Annotated in this window: 10 protein-coding genes and 1 tRNA gene; 2 read left to right on the top strand and 9 right to left on the bottom strand. The window is 58.9% G+C overall.

Annotated features, from left to right (window positions below):
• Nucleotides 1-63: 63 nt before the first annotated feature.
• From queG to ACR0B5_RS22270, 5 genes are all read right to left on the bottom strand, one after another.
• Complete coding sequence (queG, locus tag ACR0B5_RS22290) at nucleotides 64-1,101, bottom strand: tRNA epoxyqueuosine(34) reductase QueG (RefSeq protein ID WP_480543526.1); 1,038 nt, start codon at nucleotides 1,099-1,101, stop codon at nucleotides 64-66.
• Nucleotides 1,102-1,176: 75 nt separating this feature from the next.
• Nucleotides 1,177-1,842, bottom strand: a complete 666-nt coding sequence (fzlA, locus tag ACR0B5_RS22285; RefSeq protein ID WP_170380156.1) for an FtsZ-binding protein FzlA — start codon at nucleotides 1,840-1,842, stop codon at nucleotides 1,177-1,179.
• Nucleotides 1,843-1,900: 58 nt separating this feature from the next.
• Complete coding sequence (mtgA, locus tag ACR0B5_RS22280) at nucleotides 1,901-2,641, bottom strand: monofunctional biosynthetic peptidoglycan transglycosylase (RefSeq protein ID WP_480543524.1); 741 nt, start codon at nucleotides 2,639-2,641, stop codon at nucleotides 1,901-1,903.
• Between the two features lie 150 nt (nucleotides 2,642-2,791).
• Nucleotides 2,792-7,324 (bottom strand): glutamate synthase large subunit, encoded by a 4,533-nt coding sequence (gene gltB / locus ACR0B5_RS22275; protein WP_480543522.1) that lies wholly within the window; start codon nucleotides 7,322-7,324, stop codon nucleotides 2,792-2,794.
• 119 nt (nucleotides 7,325-7,443) lie between these two features.
• The gene (locus ACR0B5_RS22270) at nucleotides 7,444-8,877 is read right to left on the bottom strand and encodes an NAD(P)-dependent oxidoreductase (RefSeq protein WP_480543520.1); all 1,434 of its coding nucleotides are present in this window, start codon (nucleotides 8,875-8,877) and stop codon (nucleotides 7,444-7,446) included.
• A gap of 229 nt (nucleotides 8,878-9,106) precedes the next feature.
• On the opposite strand from ACR0B5_RS22270, the gene ACR0B5_RS22265 reads away from it, so the two are divergent.
• Nucleotides 9,107-9,910: an undecaprenyl-diphosphate phosphatase gene (locus ACR0B5_RS22265; protein ID WP_480543518.1), complete on the top strand. Its 804-nt coding sequence runs from the start codon at nucleotides 9,107-9,109 to the stop codon at nucleotides 9,908-9,910.
• Here ACR0B5_RS22265 and ACR0B5_RS22260 read toward each other — a convergent pair whose 3' ends face one another.
• Nucleotides 9,911-10,894 (bottom strand): complex I NDUFA9 subunit family protein, encoded by a 984-nt coding sequence (locus ACR0B5_RS22260; RefSeq protein ID WP_480543516.1) that lies wholly within the window; start codon nucleotides 10,892-10,894, stop codon nucleotides 9,911-9,913. It lies immediately after the preceding gene.
• A 201-nt stretch (nucleotides 10,895-11,095) separates the two neighbouring features.
• Between ACR0B5_RS22260 and ACR0B5_RS22255 the strand changes: the two genes are divergently transcribed.
• Nucleotides 11,096-11,182, top strand: a tRNA-Leu gene (locus tag ACR0B5_RS22255).
• Nucleotides 11,183-11,351: 169 nt separating this feature from the next.
• On the opposite strand, the gene ACR0B5_RS22250 is transcribed toward ACR0B5_RS22255, so the two are convergent.
• The 3 genes from ACR0B5_RS22250 to ACR0B5_RS22240 all read right to left on the bottom strand — a co-directional run.
• Nucleotides 11,352-11,768 (bottom strand): hypothetical protein, encoded by a 417-nt coding sequence (locus ACR0B5_RS22250; protein ID WP_480543514.1) that lies wholly within the window; start codon nucleotides 11,766-11,768, stop codon nucleotides 11,352-11,354.
• 192 nt (nucleotides 11,769-11,960) lie between these two features.
• Nucleotides 11,961-13,448 (bottom strand): heme biosynthesis HemY N-terminal domain-containing protein, encoded by a 1,488-nt coding sequence (locus tag ACR0B5_RS22245; RefSeq protein ID WP_480543512.1) that lies wholly within the window; start codon nucleotides 13,446-13,448, stop codon nucleotides 11,961-11,963.
• A 10-nt stretch (nucleotides 13,449-13,458) separates the two neighbouring features.
• The coding region (locus ACR0B5_RS22240; protein ID WP_480543510.1) for a COG4223 family protein at nucleotides 13,459-14,596 on the bottom strand (1,138 nt) is incomplete at its 5' end.

Genomic DNA, 14,596 nt, shown 5'->3' with positions numbered 1-14,596 from the left:
CCATCTGTTCGCTGCAGATGGGTGTAGCGGTTTGGACCGACACGTCCAGCCTGTTTGCGGCATTTAACCGAGCTGTTCCACCGCCCAGCGCGCTGCATCAGCCACGGTCGGATCGGGATCATCCGCCAAGCCCTGCGCCACAGCCCGCAGTTCGGCCCGGCCCGAGTTGCCAATGGCATAGAGAACATTGCGCACAAACCGGTCGCGCCCGATCCGCTTGATCGGAGAGCCCGAGAATTTCGCCCGAAACGCGGCATCATCCAAAACCGCCAGATCAGCCAGGGCCGGAGACTTCAGATCCTCTCGCGCTGCATATCTTGTGTCGCTGGCAGCCACCGCAAACTTGTTCCAAGGGCACGCTGCTAGGCAATCATCGCAGCCGTAAATCCGATTACCCATCTTGCCACGCAGTTCTTCCTCAAACGGGCCTTTGTGCTCGATCGTCAGGTAGGAGATACACCGACGCGCATCCAGCTGATACGGGGCGGGAAAGGCATCTGTCGGACAACTGTCCAAACAGGCACGGCACGACCCGCAATGGTCAACTTCCGCCATATCCGCAGGAAGGTCCAAAGTCGTAAAAACAGAGCCTATAAAGCACCAATTGCCCCATTCTCGACTGACCAGATTGGTGTGTTTACCTTGCCATCCCAACCCGGCTGCATGACCCAAGGCCTTCTCAGGAACCGGAGCCGTGTCGACGAATACCTTCACCTCGCCACCCGCTTCAGCAATCAGCCAACGGGCCAACCGTTTCAGCCGCTTCTTGACCAGATCATGGTAGTCCTTGTTCTGCGCATAGATAGAAATCGCCCCTCGTTCGGGATGGGTCAAAACCTGGGTCGGATCATGCTCGGGCGTGTAGCTTTCAGCCAGCATGATCACCGAACGCGCCTCGGGCCAAAGGGCCGCCGGATCCCCACGCCAATGTGTGCGTTCCGCCATCCAACCCATCTGCCCGTGATACCCGGCCTCCAAAAAGGCCTCCAACTGTGCAGGCACTTGCGGCACGTCCCACGGGCGACACACCCGGCACGAGACAAACCCCTCGGCCAAAGCCTGCGCCACCAGTTTGTCCTTTAAACCCGATCCGCTCTTCATCTGGCTAAAAATATCCTCGGGGGGAATCGCGCCTCTGGCGTGATGGGGGGCAGACAGCCCCCCTTCGCCACCCTATCAGAAATCCAGATCGGCGTAATGGGGCGGAGGCCGAAACCCCGGCACCTGATCCGCCAGAATCGACCGGAATGCCGGCCGCGATTTGATTTTGGCGTACCAATCTTTCACCGCCGCGCTGCGATTCCAATCCACGTCCGAGATATAGTCCAGCGCCGACAAATGCGCCGCGGCCGCGAAATCGGCCAGCGTCATCTGATCTCCGGCCAGCCAGCGACGATGATCCAGCAACCATGCCATGTAATCCAAGTGGTACTTGATCGCCCGCGCGCCTTCCTTGACATTCTTGCTGTCCGGATAACCCTGCCCGGTCATCTTCTTGTTGACCCTCTCATACAGAAGTTTCGAGGTCACCTCGTGATGAAACTTGTCATCGAACCAGCCCACCAAGCGTCGCACCTCGTACCGCGCCTCGGCGGTCTTGGGCATCAAGGGCGGTTCTGGGCGCGTGTCCTCGATATACTCACAAATCGCCGCGCTCTCGGACATGATCTGCCCGTCCAACCGCAACACCGGCACTTTTCCAGCCGGGTTTCGACGCAGGAAATCCGGATCTTGCTCCCAATACCGCTCTTCGACCAACTCAACTTCGATCTTCTTCTCGGCCAGAGACAGCCGAACCTTGCGACAGTAGGGAGAGAGGGGAACGTGAAACAAACGCGCCATGGACTTCCAATCAAACCAATGAGTACCCTTCAGCTTTAGCCTTGGCAGGGCGTGGGATTCAATCCTCGAAACAATCCGCGCGACCATCTGCGCGGATGGTAGCCGCCCCTTGCAGGATGGCCGCCGCCCGCCTGCGGGTGAAAACCGACGGGTCCGTCACCGAGCGTTTGCGGGGTGAGGGCAGAATCGCTGCAAGCCGCGCCGCCTGCGTCGGGGTCAGTTGCGCCGCGCTGACGCCAAAGTTCCGCTGCGCCGCAGCCTCAACCCCAAACAGGCCCGTCCCGGTTTCCGCGACGTTTAGATAGACCTCAAGAATGCGCTGTTTGCTCCAGAAAATCTCAACCACAGGCGTGATCGTGGTTTCCATCGCCTTGCGCACCCAGCTGCGCCCCTGCCACAGAAAGACATTCTTCACCACCTGCTGCGTAATGGTCGAGGCCCCTCGGGTCCCGCCCCCCTCCAAAGCGTCGCGAATGGCTTCGACGTCAAAACCCCAGTGCAGACAGAAATTCGCATCTTCAGCCGCCACGACCGAACGCGCCATGATTGGAGCGATCTCATCCATCGTGACCCACTCGCGCTCGACCTTTCCTAGGCGACGCCATTCAGACCAGATCGTATGCGTGATCGGAGGGTTCACGACCGAGTACAGAACCACCAAAGCCACCAGAAACGCCGCAACGCCCAGCGCGGAATAGATCATCCATCGCCGGATACGGGACAAGAGCGACCGTGTCTTTTGTCCCTTGCCTGCCTTACTTTTTCTGCCGCTTTTCTTGCGAGCTGCTTTCTTTGCCATGGTTTTGCTATACGCCGCCGCGACTGTCTTGGGAACGGCGGAATTCCTGATCGGCGGATTGGGCCGTGCGACTGTGTCCGCCGCGAAATAAAAAAGACCCGCGCTCCAACTCAGAAACGCGGGTTCTTCTTATTTATCTCTACACCCGACTTATTCGGCCGGAACAGCAGCCACTTCGTTTGTCAGAGGATGGCTGAGCTTGTTCAGCATCTCTTTCGGGCAGACCTGCAAGAAGTTCGCCTTTTCAACATCCCAATGCTGAAGGATGTCCGAGGCCTTCCGGCTGAAGGTTTCCGCCGCGTGGCGCTCGATCAGGGATTTCAACTGATCTTCCCAATGGTCGACGGTCACGGGGCAGGTCACCAGCGTTTCCATGTTCATCAACGCCTGCGCCTTGCCCTCCGGATCATACAGATAGGCCATGCCGCCGGTCATACCTGCACCAAAGTTGGCCCCAATATCACCCAGGATCACCGCGACTCCACCGGTCATGTATTCACACCCGTTCGAGCCACAGCCCTCGATCACCACTTTGGCGCCCGAGTTTCGCACCGCGAACCGCTCACCCGCGCGACCAGCGGCAAACAGTTGCCCGTCGGTTGCGCCGTAAAGAACGGTGTTGCCGATGATCGTGTTGTCATCTGCCTTCAGCGGGCTGACCTGTGGTGGGCGGACAACGATCATGCCACCCGACAGACCTTTGCCAACGTAGTCGTTGGCGTCACCCGACACTTCCAGCTTCAGACCCGGTGCCGCAAAGGCCCCAAGCGACTGACCTGCCGAGCCCTGCAATTTTACATGCAGGTGGTCGTCCTGGAACGTGTTCCGCATACCGAAGTTCTGAACGATATGGCTGGAGACACGCGTACCCACGGTCCGGTGCGTGTTCTGGATCGCGTAAGACAGCTGCATCTTTTCACCGTCTTTCAGGAACCGCGCCGCATCGCGCACGATCTCGGCGTCCAGCGTATCAGGCACCGCGTTGCGGTCCTTGTCACGGTTGTAGACGATGTCATGCGCGCCATCGACAGTGATCAGTAGCGGGTTCAGGTCCAGATCGTCCAGATGCGCCGAGCCACGGCTGACCTGATCCAGCAGATCGGCCCGACCGATGATCTCATCAATCGAACGCGCGCCGAGGCTGGCCAGCAACTCGCGCACTTCCTGCGCGTAGAAGGTGATCAGGTTGACGACCTTATCCGCGTTGCCGGTGAACTTGGCGCGCAGGCTTTCGTCCTGCGTACACACTCCTACCGGGCAGGTGTTCGACTGGCACTGACGCACCATGATACAGCCCATCGCGATAAGTGCTGCGGTGCCAATGCCATATTCCTCGGCCCCCATCATCGCAGCCATGACGATGTCACGTCCGGTCCGCAGGCCACCATCGGTCCGCAGGGTCACCCGGTCGCGCAGGTTGTTCATCGCCAGAACCTGATGCGCCTCGGTCAGGCCCATCTCCCACGGAAGACCGGCATATTTGATCGAGGTCGCAGGCGATGCGCCCGTGCCGCCATTGTGGCCCGAAATCAGGATGATATCCGCTTTCGCCTTAGCCACACCGGCAGCAATTGTACCCACGCCCGAAGACGCCACCAGCTTCACCGTCACCTTGCAGCGCGGGTTGATCTGTTTCAGGTCATAGATCAGCTGCGCCAGATCCTCGATCGAGTAGATGTCGTGGTGCGGCGGCGGCGAGATCAGCGTCACGCCTTTGGTCGAGTGACGCAGACGCGCGATCAGGTCGGTGACCTTCATACCCGGCAGCTGACCACCCTCACCCGGTTTGGCACCCTGGGCGACCTTGATCTCAAGCTCTTCACATTGGTTAAGGTACTCGGCAGTCACGCCGAACCGGCCCGAGGCCACCTGTTTGATCTTGGCCGACGGGTTGTCACCATTCGGCTCGGGCACGAAATGCGCCGGGTCTTCCCCACCTTCACCCGAGTCAGACTTTGCACCAATCCGGTTCATCGCTACGTTCAGCGTCTTGTGCGCCTCGGGCGACAGCGCACCTAACGACATGCCCGGAGTAACAAAGCGTTTCCGGATCGAGGTGATCGATTCGACCTCTTCGATCGGCACTGGTTTGCCCAGCGGTTTGAAATCCATCAGATCACGCAGATGGATTGGAGGGTTCGACTGCATCTTGGCCGAATACTGCTTCCACAGTTCGTAGGACGCCTTGTTGCACGCCATCTGCATCATGTGCATCGAGGTCGCTTCCCACGCATGGGTCTCACCCGATTGCCGGGCTTTGTAGAACCCACCGATGGGCAGAACGTCCAAGCCGTTGTCCCATGCCTTAGCATGGATTTCTTCGACCTTGGCCTGAATACCGGTGACACCGATACCGGAAATCCGGCTGGTCATACCGGGGAAGTACTCGGCAACCATAGCGCGGCTGAGGCCAACAGCCTCAAAGTTCAGACCGCCGCGATAGGATGAGATCACCGAGATGCCCATCTTGGCCATGATCTTCAGCAGACCTTGGTCGATGGCCTCGCGATAGCGCGCGACGTTTTCCGTCAGCGTGCCGTCCAACAGACCACGGTCAATCCGATCCGCCAGCGAGTCCTCGGCCAGATAGGCGTTTACCACGGTCGCACCGCAGCCGATCAGAACCGCAAAGTAGTGCGGATCAACACATTCGGCCGAGCGTACGTTCAGCGAGCAGAAGGTCCGAAGCCCTTGCCGTGTCAGATGTGAGTGCACCGCGCTGGTCGCCAGGATCATCGGCATGGCCACACGGCCCTCGCCCGAGTTCATGTCGGACAGCACCAGATGCCCCGCGCCCGAGCGCACAGCCTCCTCTGCTTCGGCTCTAACACGGGCCAAAGCGGCGCTCAGAGCGCCACGACCAGGCTCAAAGCTACAGTCGATTTCTGCCAGAGGAGAGCCAAAGGTCTCAACCAGTTTGTCCCACTGTGCGTTGCCAACAAAGGGGCTGCCCAGCACTACGATTTCGGTTTGGCTGCTGTCCTCGTCCAGCACGTTTTTCAGGTTACCGAACCGCGTTTTCAGCGACATCACGCGGTATTCCCGCAAGCTGTCGATGGGTGGATTTGTCACCTGGCTGAAGTTCTGGCGGAAGAAATGGCTCAGCGGGCGGTACTGCTTGGACAACACAGCCGAGGGCGTGTCATCCCCCATCGAAGCCAGTGACTCCTTACCATCCTCGGCCATCGGCGCGAGGATCTGCTCCAGCTCTTCGATCGAGTAGCCAGCCGCGATCTGACGCTTGCGCAGCTCTTCTCCGCGAAACTTGGCTGTCTCGGTCACGCCGGCCAACGCGTCATCCAGATCGTTGATCTTGTTGACCCACTCACCAAACGGCAGGGCGCGGGCCAATTTGTCCTTGATCTGTTTGTCGCGGTAGAGCTTGCCGCGCTTCATGTCCACTGCCAGCATCTGACCCGGACCCAGAGCGCCTTTTTCGGTCACGGAAGCCTCGTCAATCGGCACCATTCCGGCCTCGGAGCCTGCGATAACCAGACCATCGCCTGTTACGACATAGCGCATCGGGCGCAGACCATTCCGGTCGAGACCGGCACAGACCCAGCGACCGTCGGTCATGGCCAGAGCGGCAGGGCCATCCCATGGTTCCATCACTGAGTTGCAGTAGGAATACATGTCGCGCCACGCCTGCGGAAGCTCAACTGCCTGTTTGGACCAGCTTTCCGGAATCAGCATGGTTTTCGCCATAGGCGCCGACCGGCCTGCGCGCACCAGAACCTCAAAAACCGAGTCTAATGCGGCCGAATCCGACGATCCACCTGCGATGATTGGCTTGATATCTTCGGCATAGTCACCAAAGGTCGAGGACGCCATGCGGATCTCATGGCTCTTCATCCAGTTGATGTTGCCCTTCAGCGTGTTGATCTCACCGTTATGTGCCAACATCCGGAACGGCTGGGCCAGCCACCATTGCGGGAAGGTGTTGGTCGAATAGCGCTGGTGATAGATCGCAAAGGCCGATTCAAAGCGTTCGTCCATCAGGTCGGGGTAGAAAACCGCAACCTGCTCGGCCAGCATCATGCCCTTGTAGATGATCGAGCGGCAGGAGAGCGACGCCAGATAAAGGCCGGAAATCCCAGCAGCCGCAGCCGCTTTTTCGATGCGACGACGGATGACATACAGCTCGCGCTCGAACGTCTCTTCGTCCACGCCTTTGCTGTTCGAGATCAGGATCTGCTCAATCTCAGGACGGGTCGCGTTGGCTTTATCGCCCAGACAGGTGACATCAACCGGCACGTGACGCCAGCCGTAGATGTAGTAGCCCATCCGCAGAACTTCAGTTTCCACGATGGTCCGGCATTGTTCCTGCGCGCCGAAATCGGTGCGGGGCAGGAAGACCTGACCAACGGCGATCAATTCATCCAGATTGGGTTCATGGCCGGTACGACGGATCTGGTCGTAGAAGAACGGAACCGGGATTTGCACATGGATACCCGCGCCGTCACCGGTTTTACCGTCGGCATCCACCGCGCCGCGATGCCAGATCGCCTTGAGGGCATCGATCCCCGCATCCACGACCTTGCGCGATGGCTTACCGTCGACGGACACTACAAGGCCCACACCGCATGAGGAATGCTCTTCCTCTTCGGAATAAAGACCGTTTTCCGCCATCCACTTGCGCTTGGTTTCCTCGGCGCGCACCCAATCGGCATCAAATTTGGTCATTCGCTGTCTCCTGCTTCCAAGGGGGCACGGATTGCCGGATCCCTGGTTTTGGTCTTTGGCTGGCGTTCTGGATCGAACGCGTATCCCTTTGGGAAAATGTTGAACTTCGACGATGGCAGTTATTCAGCTGCGACCACCGCCTTGGCATTGAACCGCTCGATGATGGCATCAGCGCAATCCCGGCCATCCCGGATCGCCCAAACGACCAGGGAAGCGCCGCGCACGATGTCACCGATGGCGTAGACGCCGTCCATCTCGGTCTCACCGGTCTGGAAGGCCGCCTTGACGGTGCCCCAGCGCGTGACCGGTAGATCGGGCTGACCAAACAGTGTGGGCAAGTCTTCGGGCTCAAAACCCAGCGCCTTGATCACCAGATCGGTGTCCTCGACATAGTCGGCACCTTCGATCACCTCAGGGGCTTGACGACCAGACGCATCCGGTTGTCCCAGACGCATCTTCTGGACCATAACACCAGAGACCTTGTCATCGCCGACAAAACCCTTTGGCGCGCTGAGCCATTCGAACACCACGCCTTCTTCCTCGGCATTCTGCGTTTCACGCTGCGAGCCAGGCATGTTGGCACGGTCACGGCGGTACAGACATTTGACCGAGGTCGCGCCCTGACGGATCGAGGTGCGCACACAATCCATCGCCGTGTCGCCACCGCCGATAACGACAACCTTTTTACCTTCGGCATTTAGGCGGCCATTGTCGAAATCTTCGACCGCGTCCCCAAAGCTTTTGCGGTTCGAGGCGGTTAAGAAGTCGATCGCTTTCTCGATACCCGTCAATCCGCTACCCGGCATGGACAGATCGCGCGACTTGTAAACGCCGGTTGCGATAATCACGGCGTCATGCTTGGCGCGAATTTCGTCAAATTTGGCGGCGTCCACGTCGCAGTTCAGAACGAACTCTACCCCGCCATCGGCCAACAGGTCATTGCGGCGCTGGACGATGTCTTTCTCGAGCTTGAAGCCGGGGATACCGTACATCAACAGGCCGCCCGCACGGTCATAGCGGTCATAGACTGTGACTTGGATACCGGCACGGCGCAGCATGTCGGCTGCGGCCAGACCACCCGGGCCTCCGCCGATGATGCCAACACTTTCGCCGCGTTCAGCAGTCGGAACAACGGGCTTCACCCAGCCTTTGTCCCATGCGGTGTCGGTGATGTATTTCTCAATCGTCCCGATGGTGACCGTACCGTGACCCGACTGTTCGATCACGCAGTTGCCCTCGCACAAGCGATCCTGAGGGCAGATACGACCACAGATTTCAGGGAATGTGTTGGTGGCCTGACTGGTCGCGTAAGCTTCTTCCAGACGGCCTGTCGCGGTCAGACGCAGCCAGTCGGGGATGTTGTTGTGCAGCGGGCAATGCGACTGGCAATAGGGCACACCACATTGGCTGCAGCGGCTGGCTTGCTCTTCCGCCTTGGCCGATGCGAATTCCGCGTAGATTTCGTCAAAGTCTTCTTTGCGGTCATCGGCGGCACGCTTTTCGGGCATGACGCGATCAATCTGCACAAATTTCAACATCGGTTGCTTTGCCACGGGTCTGACTCCATGAATTGGCTTGGAAGCCTTTGTTTATGAGATAGCCTCAGGTATGAAAAGTCATACATACTGACCTAATACAGGAAAATTTCCGCTGGTCGACCAAAATTCTGCGATTCTTGGGTTATTTTTAGGTCCGATACGGACCCATATCGCGACTTTCCTTTTCGACACCACCAGAATACCCATGAACTCAAAGCAATTTGACGGCAGTGCGGCAGGGTAAATGAGTCTCTTTCACTTGATTCTCGTGGCAATCATTCAGGGGCTTACTGAATTTCTGCCTGTCTCCTCGTCCGGCCATCTGATCTTGCTGCCCAACCTGACCGGGATGCAGGATCAGGGCCAAACCATCGACGTAGCCGTTCATGTGGGCACGCTTGGCGCGGTTGTTTTGTATTTCTGGTCCGACGTCAAACAGGCGATCCGCGGGCTGCCTGCGGCACTGACTGGGCGCACCGACACGGCGCAGGCACGCTTGGCGCTGGGGTTGATCGTGGCAACGATTCCGACTGTCCTCGCCGGGCTGGTCCTTTACCTGACCGGCCTGACCGAGGCGCTGCGATCCATCGCCGTCATCGGCTGGACCATGCTGCTGTTCGGCCTGCTGCTCTATTGGATGGACCAGAAAGGCCCCCAGACCAAGATCGCCGCCGATTGGAACTTGCGTGACGCAGCCATCATGGGGCTTTGGCAGGCTATCGCCTTAATTCCAGGAACATCCCGGTCGGGCATCACCATCACCGGGGCACGGCATCTGGGTTATACGCGGGAAGAGGGCGCGCGCCTCGCCATGCTGATGTCGATCCCGACCATCATCGCCTCGGGCGTGTTGCTGTCCCTTGACGTGATCCACCAAGCCGACGCGCAACTCGCCAAAGACGGAGCGATCGCCGCCCTCTTTGCCTTTGCATCGGCCTTGTTAGCACTCAGCCTGATGATGCGCCTGCTGCGCAGTGTCAGCTTCACGCCCTATGTCATCTATCGCGTCATTCTGGGCGCGATCCTGCTGGTGATCGCCTATAGCTGATCAGGTCCGCAGGTTCTTGGCAGAGTTCTGAATGTCGTCATACTGACCTGAGGGGCGGAACTTCCACAGGTATTCCGGCAGAACTGCGTCCAGCGTCGTGGGAACAATACCCAGATCCGCAAAGCCCTTGGCGCTGTCACCAACCACATTGTCCTGTCGAAGGTTCTTGAGCTGATCCCGCGTCAGGATCGGATTCGAGAACAGCTGGAAGCTGACGAATTTCAGAATATCCAACACGCCGGCCATGATCTTGGCGGCAAAAAACGGCACGCCCAGAATCACCCGGCGCCGATGAATGACGTCCAGCATTTGCTGCATCAAAGCCCGGAAGGTCTTCACCTCAGGACCGCCCAGCTCATAAATGCCCGAGGCCGCTTGCCCCAAGACACTCTGCTCGGCCGCTTGTGCCACATCATCCACATAGACCGGCTGAAACCGTGTCTCAGCCCCGACCAGAGGCAGAAACGGCCCGAAGCGCGTCATCGAGGCGAACCGGTTGAAGAACTGATCCTCGGTCCCAAAAATGATCGAGGGGCGCAGGATCACCGCGCCGCGCATATGGGCCAGAACTCCGGCCTCACCCGCGGCTTTGGTGCGGGAATAAGCGCTGGCCGACTCGGCATCTGCACCAATGGCCGAGATATGAACCATCCGCTCCACGCCATTCTCGGATGCAAGACGCGCGATGCGTTCGGCCCCTTCGGCCTGCACTGCATCAAACCCGTTCTTGCCCAGTTCGTTCAGAACACCCACGCAATTCACAACCGCATCCGCACCTTGCATGGCCAACTGCACCGAGGCGTCATCCCGGATGTTGCAAAAAATCGGCTCAACCTGACCCACAACGCCATAGGGTTTCACGAACATGGCCTCGTTCGGGCGTCGCACGGCGACTCGGACACGCCATCCCTTTGCTGCCATACGGCGCGCGATGTAGCGCCCGACAAACCCTGACCCTCCGTAGATCGTGACCAGTTTCGACATTCGATGGCTCCTGCTGCGTGGCTCTGACGTAGAAGTAGCGCCCGAACCCCTTAGAAACAAGGCATCAAATCGCCGCGCATCCTGCATCGAGACCCGCTGCGAAAAGGGGCCAAGCGGCATGGTTCAAAAAACTTTCAAAAATCTGTCCGAATCTGGTTGACCCTCCCCGCCGCTGGGCTTAAACGCCCCCTCACGACACCTGCCCAGGTGGCGGAATTGGTAGACGCGCTAGCTTCAGGTGCTAGTGTCCGTATGGACGTGGAGGTTCGAGTCCTCTCCTGGGCACCAAATCCCCCTAAATTGTATTGATTACTCGCATTTGCGGCGTGGAAATAGCCCGTGTGTTTGGGAATTCAGTCTCAGATCCAACCACACGCACAGCATTTCATGCCTTGAGCGTTGACGTCAGGGCCTCGCAAAGCAGTGCTCTGCGCAGGCCCCGGCCTATGTCTCAGATTTACTTGGCTTTCTTTTCTAGGTTTTGCCAGAACTTCAGCTTTTCGTCGAAGGTCTTTTCCATTTGCTTCGGCTTCGCTTTCGGGACGGCCTGTTGCACCACATGCGTTGCCTCGTGACCGATCAATTTCTTGGCCGCCGATGCAGTCTTGGCAGCTTTCGACACCTGAACCAGAAGGTCTTTGTTGGCCTTTTCGTCCATACATTTTTTCTTCTTCGCAGTCGAAATGGCCTTCTGTGCAGCTTTGCCCTGCTTCATCGCCACTGCAATCGCCTTCTTCAACGGTGCCAGTGTCTTCTTGGCGACCGGGGACGCCTTTTCCGCCTGATCGATGATTTTGGACTGCTGGACAACCGCCGCCGCGAGCTTGTCCGCCTCTTTTTCAAATTTATCCAGGCCTTTTTCATCAATTTTCATTTGGTTTTTCCTCAATCTAAGACGCTTGGTCGATTCATCGAGAGAATGCGGCAAATGCTACCGGAGAGTCAGTGAAACCCGTCACACTGGCGTTAAATACCCCAGAACTGCGCCCTTTTGAGGGGCACCACAGACTTACACTTTCATCTTTTGCAAAGCTGCTGCGGGCCGGAAAAGATCAGGCCGTTTGGGTCAGGCCTGCTTCTCTGCGGTCTCATCGACCGTATCGGCGTTCAGCTCGATCACCTCAGAAGGGACATCCTCTTCGGTCTCGGGTTCTTCTTCGGCAGAGGCTTTGTCTTCCAGTGCGCCCACAATCAAAGGCAACATATGCACACCTGTAGCCGTGGCGATCTCGGGCGTCTGAGACGTTTGCCAGCTGAGCGTATCGAAGCTGCCGCAATTCTGGCAGACCGGGCCCCATTCGGGCTGAATGTCGTGACAGTTCTCGCAGACCCATTGCGGCCCACGCGGCGCCGTCAAGGCCTTGGCCAGCCAACCCTGAACAACAGCGTCCGAGGCACCTTCGCCGCGCTCGATGGCCGCCATCAACGTGTATCCACGAGCATCGGCCTGTTTTTCAACCACGTCGCCCAGCGCGCGACGCGCTTCGGGGAAGTCCTCGGCGACGATGTTCAATTCGGCCAGAATCAGGCGGGTTTCCATGTTCTCAGGGTGGATACGGGTCAGCGCGGTGAACCGCTTGATACGGTCCTGAGCCGACTCGTCCGGCGCAATCTCAGCAAAAGCATGGGCGAGATCGGGGTGGGGCTGAACCTCCCACGCTTTCTTGAGGATCTTGGTGGCCGCGCGCGGTTTGCCCTTTTCGATATAGGCCCGCGCAGCCATGGCGGCGGCGGGCACCAGATCGGGCGACAGGCGGTTGGCCTCGATGGCTTGTTCTTGTTGCTCGACGCTTGCTCCGTCGTCTAGAATGCCTTTGGCCTCGGACAGGGCCAGAACCGCGTCGCGCCGTTTGAACACATCGCGCGGCAGGTACCCGGCCTTCAGCTTCGACGTCAGAGTCGACCGCGCTCCGGCCCAATCCTGCGCTTTGGTCTGCAGGTTCAGCAAAACATCTTGCGTTTCCTCATGACGCGGCTTCAGCGCCAAGGCTTTCTCGGCCAGTTTGCGCGCGGTTTCGTCATCGCCCTCGGCCAGCTTCTGTTTCATGATACCGCGCACACCGACAAAGCGCGTGGCATTGTTGGTCACCAGCTTTTTGTAGGTCTCCGAAGCCTTTTTGGTGTCGCCCGTCATCTCGGCCGCTTGCGCCACCAACAAATTGGTCAATTCTGGCTTGTTCAGCAGCTTCTCGGCCTTCGAGGCCTTGGCCATCGCCATGCGACCCTCGCCCGATGCCAACGCCATGAGACCGTCAGACAGCGCCTCATACCCGCGCCGTTCGCGACTGCGGTCGAAATGGCGCGACAGGGCGGTTTCATCGCCGTTGAGAAATTTCAGCGTCGCGATCAGCAGGCCCAGCAGTTTGAAGAACAACCAGACGCCAAAGACCAGCAAACTGAGCGCGATCACCGATTGCAGCGGCCCCAGCGTGTATTCTACCCCGGCGACGGTGATCTGAACCCCGCCGCTGGTTTGCATCAGGAAGTGACCACCCAAAGCCAGAAGGCCGATAATCGCAACAAAAACAAGGATCTTAAACAATGACCACAGCATGGCAGGTCCTTCAGTTCGAGTTCAGGTCGGAAGCAAGCGTATCGGCAGCTTCAACCGCCGCGACCCGGGTCTGGGCTGCTTGTTCCCAATCGGCCATTGCGGTTTGTGCCGCCTCTGGCAGGGATTTCAATTCAGTCAGGGCAGTAGCGACGTCACCATCGGCCAAGGCCGCCTGAGCACGCGACAGCACAGCATCCGGACCATCCCCATCCTGAGGCGTCACCGATCGCGCGCCGGTCTGGCGCTGCAAAAAGGCGATCACGCCCGTGCCTTTGTCCGCATCCCGCGCATCCGCCAAAGCGGTACGCGCCGCCGCAGGGAATGAGGCCCGCAAGGACGAAAGCGTCTCAACCCCTTTATCTGCAGGCGTTGAGAGCGCATCAGGCACCGTCACACCACCCGCTTGTAGTTCGCCCAAAAGGTCCGAGTAGGGCTGACCGGCATCCAACTGTCCATGCAGACGGGACAGGATAGCTAGGTTGGTCGCGGCTTGCGCTTCGGCCGTTGCTTTCGCCTCAAGCGCCTGTGCATCGGCGACCATCTTCTCAACCTCACCGCGTTGCGCCGCCAGTGAGTCCTGCAGCTTTTTCAGTTCAGCTTCAAAAGCAGCGGTCGCTTCGGTCGAGGTGTTTGCAGCAATGGGCGCCTTCTCAAGCTCGGTCAGCCGGTCTGCCAAGGGCGCGATCTGACCCGTCAGAGATTCGACGCTGGATTTCACGGCAGTCAGATCCGCATCAACCGGATCCAGCTTTTGCGACAGCGCCTGAACCTGATCCGTCAGGCCCGACACGTCCGGCACATCCGAGAGCTTCTTCGTCAGCGCTTCAATCTGATCGGATTGTTCTGAGAGCTTCGATTCAAGCGCCGCAATCACGTCCGAGTTATCCGACCCACCAGACGAGATTAGCCCCGTTTGGGCAGCCGCAAAGCCTAGGCCCGCGGCAATCACACCACCTATCAGGGCCGGAACAAATCCGCCGCGTTGTTCCTGGGTCGGTTCAGCGGGTTTCTCATCGGCCTGCACAGGTTCCGACGGCTCGGCTTCGGCTTCGGCTTCGGCTTCGGCTTCGGCTTCGGCTTCGGCTTCGGCTTCGGCTTCGGCTTCGGCTTCGGCTTCGGCTTCGGCTTCGGCTTCGGCTTCGGCTTCG

Source organism: Ruegeria sp. AG1, assembly GCF_056541705.1.
Note: the sequence above shows the minus strand (reverse complement) of the source record. Positions and strands in the feature narration are given on the sequence as shown.

Excerpts from the sequence above, each read along its gene's own strand:
- queG (WP_480543526.1), bottom strand. The coding sequence starts at position 1,101 with ATGAAGAGCGGATCGGGTTTAAAGGACAAACTGGTGGCGCAGGCTTTG.
- fzlA (WP_170380156.1), bottom strand. The coding sequence starts at position 1,842 with ATGGCGCGTTTGTTTCACGTTCCCCTCTCTCCCTACTGTCGCAAGGTT.
- mtgA (WP_480543524.1), bottom strand. The coding sequence starts at position 2,641 with ATGGCAAAGAAAGCAGCTCGCAAGAAAAGCGGCAGAAAAAGTAAGGCA.
- gltB (WP_480543522.1), bottom strand. The coding sequence starts at position 7,324 with ATGACCAAATTTGATGCCGATTGGGTGCGCGCCGAGGAAACCAAGCGC.
- ACR0B5_RS22265 (WP_480543518.1), top strand. The coding sequence starts at position 9,107 with ATGAGTCTCTTTCACTTGATTCTCGTGGCAATCATTCAGGGGCTTACT.
- ACR0B5_RS22260 (WP_480543516.1), bottom strand. The coding sequence starts at position 10,894 with ATGTCGAAACTGGTCACGATCTACGGAGGGTCAGGGTTTGTCGGGCGC.
- ACR0B5_RS22250 (WP_480543514.1), bottom strand. The coding sequence starts at position 11,768 with ATGAAAATTGATGAAAAAGGCCTGGATAAATTTGAAAAAGAGGCGGAC.
- ACR0B5_RS22245 (WP_480543512.1), bottom strand. The coding sequence starts at position 13,448 with ATGCTGTGGTCATTGTTTAAGATCCTTGTTTTTGTTGCGATTATCGGC.